The organism is Lysinibacillus sp. DFXJR4 (genome assembly GCF_057196045.1).
The window spans coordinates 202,761-219,980 of record NZ_JBXUNW010000001.1 but is presented as its reverse complement, the minus strand read 5'-3'; the positions used below and the strand labels follow the sequence as shown (position 1 = coordinate 219,980).

22 protein-coding genes are annotated in these 17,220 nt (G+C 37.2%); all 22 read right to left on the bottom strand.

Going from position 1 to position 17,220, the window contains the following annotated elements; translation table 11 throughout:
* Positions 1 to 270, bottom strand: coding sequence for a flagellar biosynthesis protein FliQ (gene fliQ, locus AC2CGN_RS01050; protein ID WP_283871174.1), 270 nt, complete (start codon positions 268 to 270; stop codon positions 1 to 3).
* Between the two features lie 13 nt (positions 271 to 283).
* The gene (gene fliP / locus AC2CGN_RS01045; RefSeq protein WP_054770635.1) at positions 284 to 949 is read right to left on the bottom strand and encodes a flagellar type III secretion system pore protein FliP; all 666 of its coding nucleotides are present in this window, start codon (positions 947 to 949) and stop codon (positions 284 to 286) included.
* The gene (locus AC2CGN_RS01040) at positions 946 to 1,617 is read right to left on the bottom strand and encodes a flagellar biosynthetic protein FliO (protein ID WP_429984542.1); all 672 of its coding nucleotides are present in this window, start codon (positions 1,615 to 1,617) and stop codon (positions 946 to 948) included. The genes fliP and AC2CGN_RS01040 overlap by 4 nt, the downstream gene beginning before the upstream one ends.
* Before the next feature lie 10 nt (positions 1,618 to 1,627).
* The gene (locus tag AC2CGN_RS01035) at positions 1,628 to 1,990 is read right to left on the bottom strand and encodes a response regulator (RefSeq protein WP_008180756.1); all 363 of its coding nucleotides are present in this window, start codon (positions 1,988 to 1,990) and stop codon (positions 1,628 to 1,630) included.
* Between the two features lie 21 nt (positions 1,991 to 2,011).
* Positions 2,012 to 3,235 (bottom strand): flagellar motor switch phosphatase FliY, encoded by a 1,224-nt coding sequence (fliY, locus tag AC2CGN_RS01030; protein WP_484511614.1) that lies wholly within the window; start codon positions 3,233 to 3,235, stop codon positions 2,012 to 2,014.
* Positions 3,228 to 4,223, bottom strand: coding sequence for a flagellar motor switch protein FliM (fliM, locus tag AC2CGN_RS01025; protein ID WP_283871170.1), 996 nt, complete (start codon positions 4,221 to 4,223; stop codon positions 3,228 to 3,230). Before fliM ends, fliY begins: the two co-directional genes overlap by 8 nt.
* A gap of 32 nt (positions 4,224 to 4,255) precedes the next feature.
* Positions 4,256 to 4,687, bottom strand: a complete 432-nt coding sequence (gene fliL / locus AC2CGN_RS01020; protein WP_286926838.1) for a flagellar basal body-associated protein FliL — start codon at positions 4,685 to 4,687, stop codon at positions 4,256 to 4,258.
* Complete coding sequence (locus AC2CGN_RS01015; RefSeq protein WP_283871168.1) at positions 4,677 to 4,898, bottom strand: flagellar FlbD family protein; 222 nt, start codon at positions 4,896 to 4,898, stop codon at positions 4,677 to 4,679. The genes fliL and AC2CGN_RS01015 overlap by 11 nt, the downstream gene beginning before the upstream one ends.
* A gap of 156 nt (positions 4,899 to 5,054) precedes the next feature.
* The gene (gene flgG, locus AC2CGN_RS01010) at positions 5,055 to 6,023 is read right to left on the bottom strand and encodes a flagellar basal body rod protein FlgG (protein WP_429984541.1); all 969 of its coding nucleotides are present in this window, start codon (positions 6,021 to 6,023) and stop codon (positions 5,055 to 5,057) included.
* A gap of 77 nt (positions 6,024 to 6,100) precedes the next feature.
* Entirely contained in the window at positions 6,101 to 6,472 is a 372-nt protein-coding gene (locus AC2CGN_RS01005) for a TIGR02530 family flagellar biosynthesis protein (RefSeq protein WP_286926839.1), read from the bottom strand.
* An 18-nt stretch (positions 6,473 to 6,490) separates the two neighbouring features.
* Positions 6,491 to 7,180, bottom strand: coding sequence for a flagellar hook assembly protein FlgD (gene flgD, locus AC2CGN_RS01000; RefSeq protein WP_429984540.1), 690 nt, complete (start codon positions 7,178 to 7,180; stop codon positions 6,491 to 6,493).
* Positions 7,181 to 7,182: 2 nt separating this feature from the next.
* Positions 7,183 to 8,457 carry a flagellar hook-length control protein FliK gene (locus tag AC2CGN_RS00995; protein ID WP_484511610.1) on the bottom strand — a complete coding sequence of 425 codons (1,275 nt, stop codon included), beginning with the start codon at positions 8,455 to 8,457 and terminating at the stop codon, positions 7,183 to 7,185.
* A gap of 22 nt (positions 8,458 to 8,479) precedes the next feature.
* The gene (locus AC2CGN_RS00990) at positions 8,480 to 9,088 is read right to left on the bottom strand and encodes a MotE family protein (RefSeq protein WP_429984538.1); all 609 of its coding nucleotides are present in this window, start codon (positions 9,086 to 9,088) and stop codon (positions 8,480 to 8,482) included.
* 4 nt (positions 9,089 to 9,092) lie between these two features.
* Positions 9,093 to 9,542 carry a flagellar export protein FliJ gene (fliJ, locus tag AC2CGN_RS00985; RefSeq protein ID WP_429980613.1) on the bottom strand — a complete coding sequence of 150 codons (450 nt, stop codon included), beginning with the start codon at positions 9,540 to 9,542 and terminating at the stop codon, positions 9,093 to 9,095.
* On the bottom strand, positions 9,543 to 10,868 hold the full coding sequence (gene fliI / locus AC2CGN_RS00980) for a flagellar protein export ATPase FliI (RefSeq protein ID WP_283871162.1): 1,326 nt from the start codon (positions 10,866 to 10,868) through the stop codon (positions 9,543 to 9,545).
* A gap of 5 nt (positions 10,869 to 10,873) precedes the next feature.
* Complete coding sequence (fliH, locus tag AC2CGN_RS00975; protein ID WP_429980612.1) at positions 10,874 to 11,662, bottom strand: flagellar assembly protein FliH; 789 nt, start codon at positions 11,660 to 11,662, stop codon at positions 10,874 to 10,876.
* Positions 11,655 to 12,668, bottom strand: a complete 1,014-nt coding sequence (gene fliG / locus AC2CGN_RS00970) for a flagellar motor switch protein FliG (protein WP_053594207.1) — start codon at positions 12,666 to 12,668, stop codon at positions 11,655 to 11,657. The genes fliH and fliG overlap by 8 nt, the downstream gene beginning before the upstream one ends.
* A gap of 15 nt (positions 12,669 to 12,683) precedes the next feature.
* Positions 12,684 to 14,279 carry a flagellar basal-body MS-ring/collar protein FliF gene (fliF, locus tag AC2CGN_RS00965; protein WP_286926844.1) on the bottom strand — a complete coding sequence of 532 codons (1,596 nt, stop codon included), beginning with the start codon at positions 14,277 to 14,279 and terminating at the stop codon, positions 12,684 to 12,686.
* Positions 14,280 to 14,401: 122 nt separating this feature from the next.
* Positions 14,402 to 14,707 (bottom strand): flagellar hook-basal body complex protein FliE, encoded by a 306-nt coding sequence (gene fliE, locus AC2CGN_RS00960; protein WP_054770630.1) that lies wholly within the window; start codon positions 14,705 to 14,707, stop codon positions 14,402 to 14,404.
* 23 nt (positions 14,708 to 14,730) lie between these two features.
* Complete coding sequence (flgC, locus tag AC2CGN_RS00955; protein WP_286926845.1) at positions 14,731 to 15,192, bottom strand: flagellar basal body rod protein FlgC; 462 nt, start codon at positions 15,190 to 15,192, stop codon at positions 14,731 to 14,733.
* A gap of 3 nt (positions 15,193 to 15,195) precedes the next feature.
* On the bottom strand, positions 15,196 to 15,588 hold the full coding sequence (gene flgB, locus AC2CGN_RS00950; protein ID WP_054770629.1) for a flagellar basal body rod protein FlgB: 393 nt from the start codon (positions 15,586 to 15,588) through the stop codon (positions 15,196 to 15,198).
* A gap of 768 nt (positions 15,589 to 16,356) precedes the next feature.
* Entirely contained in the window at positions 16,357 to 17,136 is a 780-nt protein-coding gene (codY, locus tag AC2CGN_RS00945) for a GTP-sensing pleiotropic transcriptional regulator CodY (RefSeq protein ID WP_283871157.1), read from the bottom strand.
* Positions 17,137 to 17,220: the final 84 nt, after the last annotated feature.

Here is a 17,220-nt window from a genome sequence, read left to right as displayed (position 1 = left end):
TCACCCTATATAACGCGTTAAATTCTCAAAAATATCTCTCGCATAGCTTGTCACCTGGGATAACATCCATGGTCCGAAAAAAACTATGGCCACTAATACAGCGATAATTTTTGGAACAAATGCTAATGTTTGTTCTTGAATCGAAGTTGTTGCCTGAAAAATACTAACCGCTAAACCAGTGATTAAAGCAACTAATAGTAGCGGACCGCTTGTTAGAAGGATAATCATAATGGCACGCTCTGCAATTGAAATAACCAATTCACCTGTCATACTGTATCATCCCCTAAAAACTTTGTAGTAATGATTTCATCACGAGATACCAGCCATCAACGAGAACAAATAATAAAATTTTAAATGGTAATGAAATCATAACCGGCGGTAACATCATCATCCCCATCGACATAAGCGTACTTGCAACTATCATATCGATAACTAGGAATGGAATAAAAATCATAAAACCAATTTGAAAAGCGGTTTTAATCTCACTTAATGCAAATGCAGGAACAAGCATAGTTAGCGGAATTTCTTCCACTGATGCTGGTTTTTCTGCTTGATTGTATGTTAAAAATAAGTCAAGATCCTTTTGCCTTGTATGCTTACTCATAAATTCCTTAAAAGGCACACTGGCACGATCATAAGCTTCCTCAAGTCCGATTTCTTCAGAAAATAAGGGCTGCAATGCCTCTTTGTTAACCTCTTGGAACGTCGGAGCCATGATAAAGAAAGTTAAAAATAAAGAAAGACCAACAATGACTTGGTTTGGCGGCATCTGCTGTGTCGCCAAAGCCGTTCGAACAAATGATAAAACAATAACAATTCGTGTAAACGAAGTCATCAAAATTAATATACTTGGTGCCAGTGAGAGAACCGTTAACAGTAAAAGGAGCTTCACAGCATTGGAGACATTTGTCGGGTCGCTGTTGGACAAAATACTGATTGCATCATTCATTTATCATCATTCTCCTTTTGCTTCCATCTCTCCAGTTCTTCACTACGCTCCTGTTTAATTTCGGATATCTTTTTTTCAAATAGCTCACCAAATGAATCTTTCCCTTGCTCTGTGGATGAGCTCCCAATATTTTTTCTCTTAAACTTTGAAAATACTTCTGCAATATACGGTGATGATGCTGCAAGTTCTTGTCGTTCATTATAGAGTGCTAAAAGTGTTGCGACTTCTTCAGGATCAGTAATTTCACGTAACAGTTGAACATCCTCACCGACCCCAACTAAATAGAGTGTTTTCCCTACTTGTAATAACTGCACTGACTTTTGTGCACCTAACGATAAACCGCCTAAATTTTGTACCAATTGATTACGTTGAAAGTTTAAATTTCTTTTATTTAAAAACTTCATTAGCCCATAAAATAAAGCTACAACAAAAATAAGCGCCAAAACCATTTTTATGTATTCCCATGCAGATATATCTCCAGCTGCTGATACTTCTGTATTTTGTGGAGCAGCTGGATCTGTATCTTCTTTACATGCTTCTGTTTTATTGATGCAATCATCAACACTTCCTGTGTTAGAATCAGCAGATACAGAAGCAGGTGTAGGGTACAAAAACAGGAAGGATACAAGAAATGCGAAAATCATCGTTAAACGAAATGATTTTAACATTTGCATGCTATCATCCTAGAGCTTTTTGAATCGCTTCAATTACACGATCAGCTTGGAAAGGCTTGACGATAAAGTCCTTCGCACCTGCCTGAATTGCATCGATTACCATCGCTTGTTGTCCCATTGCTGAACACATGATTACAGTTGCACTTGGATCAGAGCCCTTAATCGCTTTAAGAGCAGCAATGCCATCCATTTCAGGCATTGTAATATCCATTGTTACTAAGTCTGGCTTCAGTTCATTGTACTTTTCGACAGCTTGTAAACCATCAGCTGCCTCTCCAACCACTTCAAATCCATTTTTCGATAAAATATCCTTGATCATCATGCGCATAAATGCAGCGTCGTCTACAATCAAAATTCTTTTAGACATGGTTAACTCCTCCAATTGAAACTATCTTAAATTATTTAAACGCTCTGCTTGACTTAAAACATCTGTAATGCGGACACCGAAGTTTTCATCAATAACAACGACTTCACCTTTAGCGATTAAACGGCTATTTACTAAAATATCAACTGGTTCACCAGCTAATTTATCTAGTTCAATAATCGAACCACTAGATAGTTCTAATATCTCTTTTACAGAACGTTTCGTACGTCCTAACTCTACAGTAACTTGCAATGGAATATCAAGTAGCATATTTAAATTTCTAGCTTCAGATTGCGAGATTACATCCGTATCAAAACTAGCAAACTGCGCTTGTTGAACATTGACAGGCTGAACAGGTCTTGCTGCGTAAGGGATCTGTTGCTGCTCTTGATACATTGGTTGCTGCTGTACTGGCGCCTCCTGCCGTTGATAAGCTGGCTGTGCTGGTGGTGGCGTCGCTGGAGCTTGTGGTTGCACTGGCTGTGGTGCTACTGGTGCTTCAGGTGCAATCGTTGCAGCTACCGGTTCTTCTATTGTTTGTGTTTCTCCTAAAAGTGACTTAACAATATTTTGACTAAATTTAAGCGGTAATAATTGCATTAAATTTGAATCAATTAAATTACCAATACGTAATCTAAAGGATACTTTTACAAGCAAATCGTCTTCTGGAATATTTTCTCGTCCTTCATTTTGAGAAATATTCATCAAATCAATTGTTGGTGGAGAAATATCTACTTTTTTGTTGAATACAGTCGACATGGACGTGGCTGCTGAACCCATCATTTGGTTCATGGCCTCTTGGACAGCGCTTAACTGAATCTCACCTAAATCTGGCTTCGGATTTAATCCATCTCCACCTAACATTAAATCAGCAATAATCGCTGCGTCAGATTGTTTAATAACAAGTAAATTCATACCTGTTAAGCCAATTGTATATTCAACTTGGACTGCCACATAAGGGTGAGGAAACTCCTCTTCTAACTTATTGCGGTTAATCATCGAAATACTTGGGGTAGTAATATCTACTTTTTGACCTAATAACGCTGAAAGTGCTGTGGCAGAGCTACCAAAAGATATATTACCTACCTCACCTAATGCATCTTGGGCAAACGAATCGAGATAATCCTCTACTCGTATATCGTTCATATCATCATTTGTAGAAGCTTCAGTGCCGCTGTTTTTATCTTCCAACGTTTCGCCCCTTAATAACGCTTCAATTTCTTCTTGGGAGAGCATTTCATCACTCATCTTCGTCTCCTCCTTTCAAAGGGTCGATAATTTGGATTGCTAATTTTTTGCCTTGCTTACCTGGTTGAACAGTAAATTTCGGTAATGTACCTACTTTTAACATTAAAGGATTTTCGATTTTTTGATCTAGTTGTATAACATCCCCAACTTGCATTGTCAGGAAATCCTCAATCGTGATATCTGTATTACCTAATTCAACGGTAAGTGGTAATTGCGCTTGTTTAACGCGCGTTTCAAGCATTTTTGTTTGTTCTGGAGACATCTCTTTCGTATTTGTTTGCATCCAGTAACGAACAGAAAGATTTGGAACAATAGGTTCCAGTACGACATGCGGAATACAAATATTAATCATGCCACTTGTTTCACCGATAATCGTATTTAAGGAAATGACAACAACTGTTTCATTAGGTGAAATCATTTGTAAAAATTGAGGATTCACCTCAAGCTCCACTAAAATCGGATCAATTTCCGCAACATTTTCCCACGCTTCACGTAAATTATCAAATGAACGTTCGAATAGGTTTGTCATAATTTTCGTTTCAATTTCTGTTAAATTATCTACATTACTATGACTTGATCCACTACCGCCCATTAAACGATCTAGCATGGAGTAGGCAATGTTCGGATTTATTTCCATCAATATATTACCATCTAATGGTGGCACTTCAAACACATTAATGAGTGTCATATTCGGAATCGAACGTACAAACTCTTCAAATGGTATTTGGTCCACTGATGCAACCGTTATCTGCACATAGCTTCTTAGCTGTGCAGAAAAGAAGGTTGTCAGTAGTCGTGCAAAATTTTCATGTATTCGGGTCAAACTTCGGATTTGATCTTTTGAGAATCGCAGAGCTCGTTTAAAATCATAGACCTTAACCTTACGCCCCTCATCCTCTTTCTTTATGTCGTCCGCTGACATTTCCCCAGTTGATATTGCGGAAAGCAGCGCATCTATCTCGGATTGAGATAACACATCTCCTGCCATTTGCCCACCTCCATTTCAAGCAGTTTTTCGTTTTATGGAGAAGTGATAAAGGAGGTGAAATAAATCTCCTGAACTTCTCCCTCTTGCATCAATTCATTTATTCGTGTTTTTAATGACTTTTGGAAAACTTGTTTACCTTGCTTACCTTCTAAATCCTTTTGCTCCATTTCGGAAAGCTCCTGAATAACAATATTTTTCACTTGGAATGTACGTTTCGTTAATTCTTCTGCTGCATCTTTACTGGATGTTTGAATTGTTAACGAAAAACGTACGACTCTGTTATCAGCAAGATTTGTCGTTATTTCCGGAACCTCTACAGAAGCTTTTACGATGTCATCAATCGATGGTTCAAGTGATCCAGCTGGCTTATTAAATTGGGTTAGCAATACAACCGCAATACCCCCGATAAGTATGATTGCTACTAGTACGATAATAATCATCGTCAACATTTTGTTATTCTTCATCTTCTTCACCTCGTAGATGCGGGTTTGATAGTATTTGTATATTTTTATAAAAGGCATTTACCTTTTGTCGCACCTCATCTTCACTCTGTAAAACAATGATTTTGGTTCCAGTCGTTAATGTTATGGTCGTATCTGGAAAAGATTCGACCGTTTCTATGTATAAAGCATTCAATGTAAATGCTTTGCCATTTAGACGTGTTAGTTCAATCATTGAAATAGGGCCGGGTCTAGCGTGAGAGCCGGCCCGACCCTCCCTCATATGAAATTATGTTTTGATAACCTGAATGCTTTATTCATATTCTAGTAATATATGCATTACCAGGTATTTCTTAACAAATAAAACATGCAACACTAAAATTATTTTAGCCTATCGTTTTAAGTTTACTAGCTCTTGAAGTATTTCATCAGATGTTGTAATGATACGAGTATTTGCCTGGAAGCCACGTTGTGCAACAATCATCTCTGTAAATTCTTCAGATAAATCAACGTTAGACATTTCTAAAGCTCCCGGAGCAATTGTTCCCATTCCAGCTACTGTTGCTACTTGAGCATATGGTGCACCAGAGTTCGTTGTAGCTTGGAAATAATTACTACCAACTTTCTCTAATCCCCCGGCATTTGGGAATTTAGCCATAATAATTTGACCTGCAAATTTTGGCTGTCCATTAAAATCAATATAAGTAATTGAACCATCATTACCAATACTAAATGATTGGGCAGTTGTCGGAATTCGAATAGTTCCTATATCACCTTCATTGGGTGTTAGTACACCATCCACCATTAAATTCTCACCGTCTGTACCAGATACATCTGGCTTGTCGTCTAACACAACACCGTTATCATTATTTGCGTCTACAGAATAATCCGTTGCTCTTACACCAACTAAATATTTTCCTTCTGAGTTAACAATATACCCGTTTTCATCCATATAAAAATTCCCTGCACGAGTATATAAAATATTGCTGAATGCGTCTTCACCAGTTTCTTCAATAACTCCTTCATCATTTGGTGCAGTTCCATCAGCTACCATAAAGAATCCTTCACCCTGAATGGCAAGGTCAAGTCCCCTAAATGTATTTTGACGTGATCCAGAGCCATGAACTGTATCTATTGTAGCAAGTGTTGAACCAAGACCAATTTGAATTGGATTCGTTCCCCCACGAGTAGCAGTTGGCGAAGAAGCTCCTGATGTTGTTTGGGACATAAGATCTTTAAATACCACACGACCTTTTTTAAAGCCATGCGTGTTAACATTAGCGATATTATTTCCAATAACATCTAATTTAGTTTGGAAGTTTTTAAGACCTGAAATACCTGAATACATAGAACGTAACATAAATGCCGTTCTCCCTTCATTTTAAATTGTGTGCGTCTATCATTCAGCACACTAGGCTTCCAATTAAGGTCCAGCCTTTAAAGCACAATGGTGCCATCAATATTTGTAAATAATTGTTGCTTTGCCTCCGTGCGATCCATTGCTGTAATGACAGTAGCATTTTTAGCACTGACAATTAAAGCTGCTTGATCCATCAAGACTAATGGTTGTTTGACACCTTTTGAATGTGCCTCAAATACCTTGTCTGATACAACCTGCCATTCCTGATCAGAAATCGCTATTTTACGCTCCATAATACGTTCTTGCGCATGTTTGCTCACTTTTAGTTCTTGTTGTTTGGTAGCCTCCTGTAAATGAGCTTGGAACGATTGCTGTGATTTTATTGGCGAGGGCTGTGCTTGGCGAATAGATGGATGCAATGGTACACGATGAATTGAAAATTTATCCATCATTATTATTCTCCACCTTTATTCGCTTATTACTGTAAAATCCTTATCTGTTAACCTTTTCTCATTGTCTAATATATATTGGATAACACCATCTTTATTCGAAACAGAAACGATACGTCCTTGCAGTTCTTGTTCTCCATCTTTATACGTAACATGTTTACCAATCAATTTGCTTGCTTGTACAAGTGGCGATTCTGTAACTGAATTATTACCGTTTGAATTTGATGTTGAACCATTCAATATAGCTGAGATATTACCAGGAGTAATTTCTTTTCCATCCGTTAATTTGAAGACTACAGTGTTATCAACAAATTTAAGTGATTCGATAATCCCTGTTCCTTCATTGACAACAAAATCTCCTTTTTCATCCTTTTGGTCCGTTATTTCATGCCACTTTATTTCCTTACCTATAAATGTTGAATAATTCATAAGTTGTGTTTGTTGCTGTGAAGCAAGTAATGACTCCATTGCTTTTGTCATATTTTGCATTTGCTCTAACGAGGAGAACTGAGCCATTTGAGAGATAAATTCTCGGTCATCCATTGGATTTGTTGGATCCTGATGTTGTAACTGCGTAATTAATAATTGTAGAAAGGCATCTTTACCAAGTTCGCTATTTCCGGTTTGCCTTGTTGGTTTTTGATAATTAGAATAGTATAAATCATCCGTTATTGTATTATTTACAGTTTTTGTTGTTGCATCTGCCATGCTTACACCTCCTCACTTATTAAATAGTCATTAAAGGACTTGCCTTCATCGTCATCTTCGGTGCTTTGCTCCTGCTCTTCTTGCTGTTGCTGCTTAAAGAAATTACTAAAGAAGCTTTGATCTCTTTGTTGACGGTCTGCGTCTTGTAGGGATTGAGCAATATCTAGACGCTCAATTTGGATATTCTGCTGAACAAATGCTTGCTTTAACTGATGTGCTTGACTATCCAGTAATTCTCGTCCATGTGCTGTTGAAGCAAGTAGTCGAGCTGTAAGAACTCCATCATTTTGCACTAGTTCAATTCGAATTGTTCCTAAATTCTCAGGATATAATTTTAATGTTAAACGTGTAATTCCCTGCACATTGGAAATTTGGGCTTTATTCATGATAGCTTGCATCTCTTTTATTAATGCCTCAGATTGGGCAGGTTTTGCTGCTGGCAACGTCACTTGGAATGTATCAGCTTTTGTTTGAACTGTATTAGCCGTTACCATTTCATTGGCGCTTGTGTCAGTCTGCTTTGTTACCTGAACCTGCTGAACCACTTGTTGAAAGCCCTGCAATGGAAGAGTTACAGTTGTTTTTGTTGTTACCTGTGGTGTAGCTTGAATCGTCTCTACATTCGTTTGTAGCACTGTTAAAAGGCTTTTAACATTTGTTAGTAAATCTTCTTGTGGAGCTGTTAAATCTGTTTTTTGTCCAACTAATTGTGCTAATTTTAAAACTTGAAGTAATTGTGTGGCCTCTTTTGGTGTAACCTGTCCCTCACCCTGTAAAGCAGTAACTACTTGTGCCTGTAGTACAGGTGCCTGAACATCTACTAATGCTAAAAGCTCCCAAACATCCTTTGCTTCTTTATCCTCACCTAGCAACTTCTGTACTAATTTTTGAAGCTGTTCAGAATCAATGCCTAAAGCGCTCATTAAATTCTCAAGATTGAGCATTTCATCCATTGCAACAGCTTTACCATCTTCACCAATTTGAAGCATTAACAGACCATCATCATGTGGAATATCTAGTAAGTCAAGTACTTCCTCAATTGATTCAGCATTTAGAACAGCTGCTAATTGATGAATCTCTCCTGTTGCTGTTGGTTGTGCAGGCTGAGTTGTTTGATTTGAAGCAGACATAATTTGTCCAAAAACTGATCCAAAGGCAGATAAATTATCATTTTTTGTCCCTCCACTAGCTTTAACATCAGAACCACCATTTGTAGCAGTAGCCGCTGTTTTAGGTGGCATTGCTTTGGATATCATTTGCATCATTGCTACATCCATCTTTTTCACCTCCCTTCATGTTTTATTGTTTAGCCATCATTTCTGTATATTTAGCAGCATTCTCGGGGCTCATTTTTTCTAAAATAGCTGCTAATTTATCTGGCTTTAAATTTGTTAATATACGAAGCGCTTCAGCATCACTCATTTTGATTAATACTGGTGCTGCAGCTTTAGGAGACATTTTATCGAATGTTATTAAAATATCATTAAAATCTCGCTTCGAATCATTTTGTTCTCTATTTAGTTTTTCAATTTCAAATTGGAGCTGCTCTTTTTCTGTCAATAATTTTTCCTTTTCAGACGCTGTAGTATCCAATTTCTTTTGTAGCTGTGCAATTTCAGCTTCTTTTTCTTTTATTTCAGCTTGTAGATTTACAAGTTTTGAATCGTTGTTAACGACTGCATCTTTTGCCTGTTGTTCTTCTGAAGGAACAAATGGCAAGCTTTCAAAAGCTTTCTTTCCTAAATCAAAGACATTCGTATTCATTAGCGTTGCTACAACAAGTAACACGGCTACCACAAACATAATAGGTATGACAAACCAGGTGAAAAACTTTCGAAAGCCTCCTGATTTACGTTTTGGTTGTTGCTCTGCTAATTCCATTGAAAGTCGATTTTCCTTTTTCGCCATGAAATCACCTGATTTCTCTCTTGTTATACGTAAGGGTTGAAATTTCGTCTAAGAAAATGCCTTCAATCCGATCTTGCTCTTGCTTGAATAACTTAAAATCCTTTTCTCGCATTTTTTCAAATTTACGTACTTCCAAGTTTTTTTCTAACAGTTTTTCTTCGTACCAATTCATTTTTGAACGTGCTTGCACTACCTTCTGTTGTACATCTACAATTGTTTTTTCGAGGCTATCAATAAATCTCGCATAATGATGAATCTCCTCTATAGATGAGCCAACAGCTAAGCGCTCTTGTTGAAAGTCAATTAAATCCTCTTTCTTTTTCAACAGCTCATACAGCCTAGTTGCTATTTCTTCAAAAGAACGAACAGATTCTTTATAAGCTATTTCCGTTTCATTTTTTTCTTGTTCACGAATGGTTAACACTTTTTCAAAACGATATATATAATTCACCATTTATTTCCCTCCACCGTTCGATAATGTAATTAACTCATTCATACTTTCAAGAAGTGTCACTTTATCTAAATAGCCTTGCTTAAGATAAGCTGTAATTAGAGGCTCATAGTATATAGCCTCATCTATTTCTTGTGAGGTACCACGTTTATATGCACCGATATTGATTAAATCCTCTGACTTGTCATATGTATAATAAAGCTCCCTTAATCGTTCCGCTGCCTTTTTATGCTCTGGCTCTGCCACATGATTCATCAAACGGCTAACGCTTTTTAATACATTGATTGCAGGATATTGACCTTTATTGGCAAGGTTCCGATCAAGAACAATATGACCATCTAAAATTCCTCGTACAGTATCTGCAATTGGCTCATTCATATCGTCCCCATCTACTAATACTGTGTAGAAGGCTGTAATAGAACCATTTTCATTTGTTCCTGTACGCTCTAATAGTTTAGGTAAAATGGCAAACACTGATGGCGTATAGCCTTTTTGAGCTGGTGGTTCGCCAGTTGCAAGCCCAATCTCACGCTGTGCCATCGCAACACGAGTGACGGAGTCCATCATCAACATAACATTCAAACCACGGTTTCTAAAATACTCTGCAATCGCCGTTGCGGTAAAGGCACCTTTAATACGCATGAGTGCGGGTTGGTCAGATGTGGCAGCAACAACGATTGAACGTTTTAATCCTTCAGATCCTAAGTCACGTTCTATAAACTCACGTACTTCACGACCACGTTCTCCAATTAGTGCAATAACATTTAAATCAGCTTGTGTATTTCGAGCAATCATACCAAGCAAGGTACTTTTCCCCACGCCTGATCCAGCAAAAATACCAACACGCTGACCATTTCCGACTGTTAACATACCATCTATTGCCTTTACGCCCACTTCAAGTCTTTCATTTATCGGTGGACGTGTCAGAGGATTTGGTGGATCCTGCTCAGTCGGAACTGATAATAATCCCTTTGGTAACACTGTTCCATCGATAGGATTCCCCATCGAATCTAATACTTTACCAATCAGCTCGGGTCCTACTTTTACTTCAAGTGGTGCCCCAGTCCCTTCAACTAAGCATCCAATGGAAATTTCTCGCAGAGAGGTAAAGGGCATTAAGATGACTATTTCATCCTTAAAACCAACCACCTCTGCTAGTATAATTTGATGACCGTTTTTTGAAGTTTCCACATGAATTTTACAAACATCGCCTATGGAACTATCTGGACCTTGCGACTCAATCATTAAGCCGACAACTCGAGTAACCCTACCAAACTTTTTAAAGGTTGATATATGAGGAATTTGTTCGATTAATTGAGCCGTTTTCATCTAGATCATTCCTTACTTTCTAATATTTCATAAAGTTTTAATCTTAATTCATTCAATTGTTCATCAATGCTAACAACAATTCGGCCATGATTTGTTTCGATAAAGCAATCCGTTTCATGTTCTAAATCTTCATTAACAAAAATCATGAATGGGACATCAGTTGGGAACATTTCAGCTAATTCATCACGATTAGCAGTAATTAATGCATAATAGGTCGGTGAAACATAAATTTTTATTTCTTTCATTTCTCTTGCTTCTTTAAGTCCTCTGCGAACGATAGAAACAAATAGTTCATTTTCACGCTCCAAGGATGCATCAATAATTCGTTCTGCTGCTGTTAAGCCCAGCTCTAATATGACTTCTTCTTGATCCTCAATATATTTCCTTGCATTTTCCTTTGCATGGATGATAACCTCATTGGCCGTTTGGAGGGATTGCATCATCGCTTCATTAGCTTTGTTCGTCCCATCCTCATATCCCTGACCAAATCCTTCATCATAAGCCTCTTGCACACGATTAGGACGTTCTTCTTCCCAGTTACGCTTTAGTTGCTCAATTTCCTGAAAGAACATTTGCTTCTCCTGTTCAAAAGCTTCACGTTCTGCCTGCAATCCGGCTCTCGCCTCTGTCAATATACGGTCTCGCTCTTCAAGAATTTCTTCAATCGTAATTTGTTTCTGTAATGGTGTTTCTTCCCCTTCAATTTCGGGTATTTCAAACATATCACGAATTTTTATCGTTTTAACATTATCGCCATTGGACTCTGTATAGATAGAACGGATGATTCTAGACAATGACGTCATCTCCTCCACCACGTGCAATAATAATCTCACCAGCATCCTCTAAGCGACGAATTACCGCAACAATTCGAGATTGTGCTTCCTCTACATCACGTAAACGTACAGGTCCCATAATTTCCATTTCTTCTTTAAAGGTTTCAGCCATACGTTGTGACATATTGCGGAAAATAATATCCTTGACTTCTTCGCTTGAAACTTTCATGGATAGTAGTAAGTCTTCATTTTCACAATCACGAATAACACGCTGAATCGAACGATTGTCGAGTGTAACAATATCCTCGAATACAAACATGCGTTTTTTGATTTCCTCTGCAAGCTCTGGATCTTGAATTTCGAGTGCATCCAAAATCGTTTTTTCTGTTTGTCGATCTACACCGTTTAATACCTCAACGACTGCATCAATACCACCAGTCTCTGTGTAATCTTGTGTAACCGTTGACGATAATTTACGCTCTAAGACAGACTCAATTTCGCTAATAACTTCTGGCGATGTTGATTCCATGACCGCTATACGTTTAGCAATATCAGCCTGTACTTCTTGTGGTAATGAAGATAGAATCACACCAGCTTGCCCTGCTTCTAAATAAGATAGAATAAGGGCAATCGTTTGTGGATGCTCGTTTTGGATAAAGTTAAAAATTTGTGCAGGATCAGCTCTACGCGCAAAGTCAAATGGACGCACCTGTAATGAAGATGTTAGACGATTAATAATTGTTTGTGCTTGTTCAACACCAAGTGCTTTCTCCAATACTGTTTTTGCATAGCCAATACCGCCTTGTGTAATATAGTCTTGTGCAAGAGCAATATTATGAAATTCCTCTATAATCTCCTCTTTAACGTTTGCTTCTACCTTTTTAACACTTGAAATTTCTAATGTTAAGCGTTCAATTTCTTCCTCTGTTAAATGTTTATAGACAGAAGCTGAAACCTCAGGCCCCAACGAAATTAACAAGAGAGCGGCCTTTTGTTTTCCGGTTAATTCCTTATCTTTCTTGGACACAGCCGAACCTCCTAGTTAGTCTTCAGCAATCCAACTACGCAGTAACTTTGCAAAATCGTCTGGCTTTTCTTTTGCCATTTTTTCAAGCTGCTTACGACGCATTGTAGCTTCCGTTTCAATTTCTTCATTTATATCATCAATCATTAGTTCTTCTTGTTCTTCTAGGATGCTAAGTTCCTCTTCTTCCTTCGCACGTTTACGTGAGCGGATAATGAAGAATGCCAGCAATAGGATAACAGCTAATAGGATACCGCCAATGACCCAAACCCACCATGGAATAACAGGCGTTTCTTCAGCTACATCTGTTGCTTTCCCATTTAAAGGTTGTACTGAAACAGCCACTTTTTCATTAATTTGCTCTTGAGTAAGCTCTGCTGCAACATCCTTAGAAATCGTTGTACGAACAATAGTACTTAAAATTTTCTCAATATCTTCTCGAACCCCATCAGGTAATGAAGCTGCATCTGTCGCTGTTGGTGGCTCTACAATTACCTGGATACCAATATCTTGAATTTTATAAGGTGCCTCTTGAATATCTTTACGGATACGGTTTACGTCATTATTAATCGTTTCCTCTGTACGTTCATAATCCCCGTTCCCCATTGCACCTTCATTATAAGTTGTGAAATTATCTGTTGTTGTTTCTGCTTCAGGTGTACCAGTGGCTGCGGCTCCAGTACCAGAATATTGTTCTGTAATGCGCTGTGCACTAATAGCAATTCCAGCCATATTCTCTTCATCAACTGGCGTAACTAGGCTTTCTTCTCGATTTTCTTTTTTGAAATCAATATCTGTTGTTACAGAAACAATAACTTTATCCTGCCCCATCAGTGTACCAAGCATATTTTGCACTTGACGCTGCAGGTCACGCTCCACCAATTTCTTTGCCTGTAATTGACCTTCAGCTGTTGTTGTGGAAGCTCCATCAGCAGTGGCAGCATTCAAATCAAAGTACTCAGAAAATTGGTTGGAAATTACAATATTATCCGTATTTAAGTTCGGAACACTTTTTGCTACTAAATTATACATTGTTGAAATTTGCTGCTCTGTAAATTTATAACCTGGATCAGTATTCAAAACAATAGATGCAGTGGCTTCTTCTAAGTTAGCTTCTTTTAAGAATACTCCCTTTTCAGGTACATTTATCATCACTTTTGCATCTTTTACACCCTCAAGATTTTTAATGAGCTTAGCAATTTCTGTTTCAGTTGCTGCCTTTTTCAATAGATTAAACTCATTATCTGTCATACCAAATCCAGAGCTGTTCGCAAATGAATAATCAATTGTACCTGTTTGCGGATATCCCTCTGAAGCTAATTGTACTAATAGGGAATCCACTTGTTCCTCTGGGACTAAAATCGATGTTCCACCTGGGGCAATTTCATATTTAACCCCTTGAGAATCCAACGCTTCCTTTACTTGCCCTATTTCTCTTGTCGATAAATCTTTATAGAGAGGTACGTATGTAGTCTTTGTAGCAAAAATTGTAATAACTGTTGCTAGTGCTATTACTCCGATGACGGATCCAATCATTACAATCTTTTGTTTTTTACTACGACTTGTCCAAAATTGGCTGGTGTCGTTTTTTATTTTCGTCAATCGTTCATTCATTATGAATCCTCCGGTTATAGTGAATAACCTAACCATCAATAATTCGCGAAAACAGTGATATCCCCATTAACAAGCTTTTTGGGGATATAATCTTTATCGATCTGTTCAACTAGTCGATAAAGCTAGACACTCATTCGCATTATTTCTTGGTAAGCTTCAATCACCTTATTGCGAACTTCAATTGTTGCATTTAATGTAATGCTTGCTTTTTGTGATGCAATCATCACCTCATGCAACTCTACATCTCCACCAGTAATTAGCTTTTGTGTAAAATTATCAGAAGTAATTTGCTGATCATTCACTTTTGCTATTGCTTCTTTTAAAGAGTTCGCAAAGTTTTGCTGTGCTTCATAAGGTGTCGTCTGGAGTTTATTTGTTTGATTTACAACCTGGGTTGGTGTCATTAGTGAAACGGACGAAATTGTCATTATGTATCTTCCTTTCTTCTTAGTTATTTACCAATCTCTAAAGCCTTTGTCAGCATAGATTTATTTGCATTAAATACAGTTACGTTTGCCTCATAAGAACGAGTAGCTGACATTAAATCTACCATTTCCCTTAATGGATCCACATTTGGCATGTTTACATAGCCATCTGCGTTTGCATCTGGATGAGTTGGATCATACACAAGTTTGAAAGGTGTTTCTCTATCTTCTTTTATTTGTGTTACTTTTACGCCGTTGCCGACGCCGCTTTTTGCGTTTTTGCCTAGAGCAACATTAAAAAATTTTGAAAACTGACTCTCTTGAGCTGTAAATGTTACTGACTTACGGCGGTAGGGCTCCCACTCTCCATTTACTTGTCTAGCACGCGCAGTATCCATATTAGCCATATTCGAAGAAATGACATCCATTCGTAAACGCTGTGCTGTTAAAGCTGAGGCAGTGGTATTCATTCCATAAAAAATAGACATTTATTACTTACCTCCTTTTATAACAATATTTAATGTATTTAATTTACCATTAACACGGTCAATTAAAGCATTATAATAAATTTGATTTTCTGCTAATTTCGCCTGTTCAGCATCCATATCAACACCATTACCATTATTTCGATATCGTAGGCCATCAATATTATTCACACCAGGTGTAGATTGACGAATCGAAAAATCATAATGTCTGCTATCGGTACGATATGCTGAAATTGATATTTGTTTTTCTTCTTCTAACATATCCTTAAAGCTAACACTTTTCGCCTTATAATTCGGCGTATCAACATTTGCAATATTATTGGCAATTGTTTTATGATTTAAAGTTGCATAGGAAAGTCCGTTTTCCAGGCTACTAATAGTTCCTCCAAATAAGTTCAAAACCATTCACCTCATTTTTATTTCAATTCTATGTATTTCTTAATTTATCCAATAATACAATTGTAATTAAGATGATACGTAGTGTCTATTGTCTTTTGTCATTTTTTAATAGTAGATACGCCCTATTTTTTCTTGCCGTTAACCGTAACAAAACTCCCGAACCCCTTGATCCATCTGCGTTCAAAGAGTTTCAAGTTACTTCTAGTCATTTTACACTATTTCGACAGTGTTTACGGTTTCTTTATTGAATATTTCCTTTTTTTCGCTTTTTCGTCATTGACTTAGATCCAAATTCCAAGTCCATTTTTACTATGTCAACCACTAAATAGATTGGATTAAACCGCTTAGTTGCTATATGACAAATAAATTAAAATCAGCCTTTATTTTTATACTATTAGTAACAAAAAAGTGTAAATGTTATGAAGATATATATTGCCTTTTGAAACGATCATACATTCCTAATTGCGCTTGATCCCCTCAGGAAAACGAAAATTACCCACATTTAAAAGACAAAAACTTTCACAAAGATTTATTTCATTATTATTTACGCCCCAGCGTAACTGTGTTTGGATTTATCCAAGCTATCTTGAAAAGGCCCCCTTTATAAACTGCTGAGGTATGGAAGAATTTTGGGCTATCTATAGAGGATGAAGGAAGTATTGTGCGCAATCATCGCTACTAGTATTTCTTAAAATTTCAAAAAAGGTATCTGGATAACTACTCCAGATACCTTTTACAGTTCCTTAAAAAACGCAAGGAAATGTTAGCTTATTTCATTTTAATTTCTGCTAATGCATTTAAAAACTTATCATTTAGCACTTTAATATAAGTACCTTTCATCCCTAGAGAGCGAGATTCGATAACACCTGCTGATTCTAGTTTACGTAATGCGTTTACAATCACCGAACGTGTAATTCCTACTCGGTCTGCAATTTTTGAAGCAACTAGTAACCCTTCGTTACCATCAAGTTCTTCAAAGATGTGTTCAATGGCCTCTAGCTCACTGTAAGAAAGTGAATTAATCGCCATTTGTACAACTGCACGACTACGAGCTTCTTCTTCAATTTCTTCTGATTTTTCACGTAAAATTTCCATGCCAACTACTGTTGCACCATATTCAGCTAAAATTAAATCATCATCCTCAAATTGTGCAGATAAACGTGCAAGAATTAATGTTCCAAGACGTTCTCCACCACCTACGATTGGCACAATAGTTGTTAGCGCATTTTGGAATAACTCTTTGTTTTCTACCGGGAAAGCAGTATGCTCATTATTTATATCTAGATTTGATGATGTTTCTGAAATTGTAAACAAGCTATGTGTATACTCTTCAGGGAATTGACGCTCTTCAAACATCTTCTTCATTCGCTCATTTTCTATTTGCTGATGGATGGAGATGCCTAAAAGCTTTCCTTTACGGCTCACAATGTAAACATTGCTATCTATAATATCACCAAGCGTGTCAGCCATTTCCTTAAAGTTTACCGGTTTACCAGCAGATGCTTGAAGCATTGAGTTAATTTTACGTGTCTTTTCTAATAAATTCATTATATGTTCCTCCTATAAATGGTCCAAAGAGTATTTTCTTACTATTCTAAAGGTTTTTACAACTGAATGGTACTATTCAGCTTT

Bases quoted from the DNA above. Each gene is read 5' to 3' on its own strand.
- flgC (WP_286926845.1), bottom strand. From the start codon at position 15,192: ATGTCTATTTTTTATGGAATGAATACCACTGCCTCAGCTTTAACAGCA.
- fliM (WP_283871170.1), bottom strand. From the start codon at position 4,223: ATGGCAGGAGATGTGTTATCTCAATCCGAGATAGATGCGCTGCTTTCC.
- fliE (WP_054770630.1), bottom strand. From the start codon at position 14,707: ATGACAATTTCGTCCGTTTCACTAATGACACCAACCCAGGTTGTAAAT.
- AC2CGN_RS01015 (WP_283871168.1), bottom strand. From the start codon at position 4,898: ATGATTGAACTAACACGTCTAAATGGCAAAGCATTTACATTGAATGCT.
- fliI (WP_283871162.1), bottom strand. From the start codon at position 10,868: ATGAAAACGGCTCAATTAATCGAACAAATTCCTCATATATCAACCTTT.
- fliF (WP_286926844.1), bottom strand. From the start codon at position 14,279: ATGAATGAACGATTGACGAAAATAAAAAACGACACCAGCCAATTTTGG.
- fliL (WP_286926838.1), bottom strand. From the start codon at position 4,687: ATGAAGAATAACAAAATGTTGACGATGATTATTATCGTACTAGTAGCA.
- flgG (WP_429984541.1), bottom strand. From the start codon at position 6,023: ATGTTACGTTCTATGTATTCAGGTATTTCAGGTCTTAAAAACTTCCAA.
- fliQ (WP_283871174.1), bottom strand. From the start codon at position 270: ATGACAGGTGAATTGGTTATTTCAATTGCAGAGCGTGCCATTATGATT.
- AC2CGN_RS01035 (WP_008180756.1), bottom strand. From the start codon at position 1,990: ATGTCTAAAAGAATTTTGATTGTAGACGACGCTGCATTTATGCGCATG.
- AC2CGN_RS00990 (WP_429984538.1), bottom strand. From the start codon at position 9,088: ATGGCGAAAAAGGAAAATCGACTTTCAATGGAATTAGCAGAGCAACAA.
- codY (WP_283871157.1), bottom strand. From the start codon at position 17,136: ATGAATTTATTAGAAAAGACACGTAAAATTAACTCAATGCTTCAAGCA.
- fliJ (WP_429980613.1), bottom strand. From the start codon at position 9,542: ATGGTGAATTATATATATCGTTTTGAAAAAGTGTTAACCATTCGTGAA.
- AC2CGN_RS00995 (WP_484511610.1), bottom strand. From the start codon at position 8,457: ATGGATGTAGCAATGATGCAAATGATATCCAAAGCAATGCCACCTAAA.
- fliY (WP_484511614.1), bottom strand. From the start codon at position 3,235: ATGAGTGATGAAATGCTCTCCCAAGAAGAAATTGAAGCGTTATTAAGG.
- flgD (WP_429984540.1), bottom strand. From the start codon at position 7,180: ATGGCAGATGCAACAACAAAAACTGTAAATAATACAATAACGGATGAT.
- fliP (WP_054770635.1), bottom strand. From the start codon at position 949: ATGAATGATGCAATCAGTATTTTGTCCAACAGCGACCCGACAAATGTC.
- AC2CGN_RS01005 (WP_286926839.1), bottom strand. From the start codon at position 6,472: ATGGATAAATTTTCAATTCATCGTGTACCATTGCATCCATCTATTCGC.
- AC2CGN_RS01040 (WP_429984542.1), bottom strand. From the start codon at position 1,617: ATGTTAAAATCATTTCGTTTAACGATGATTTTCGCATTTCTTGTATCC.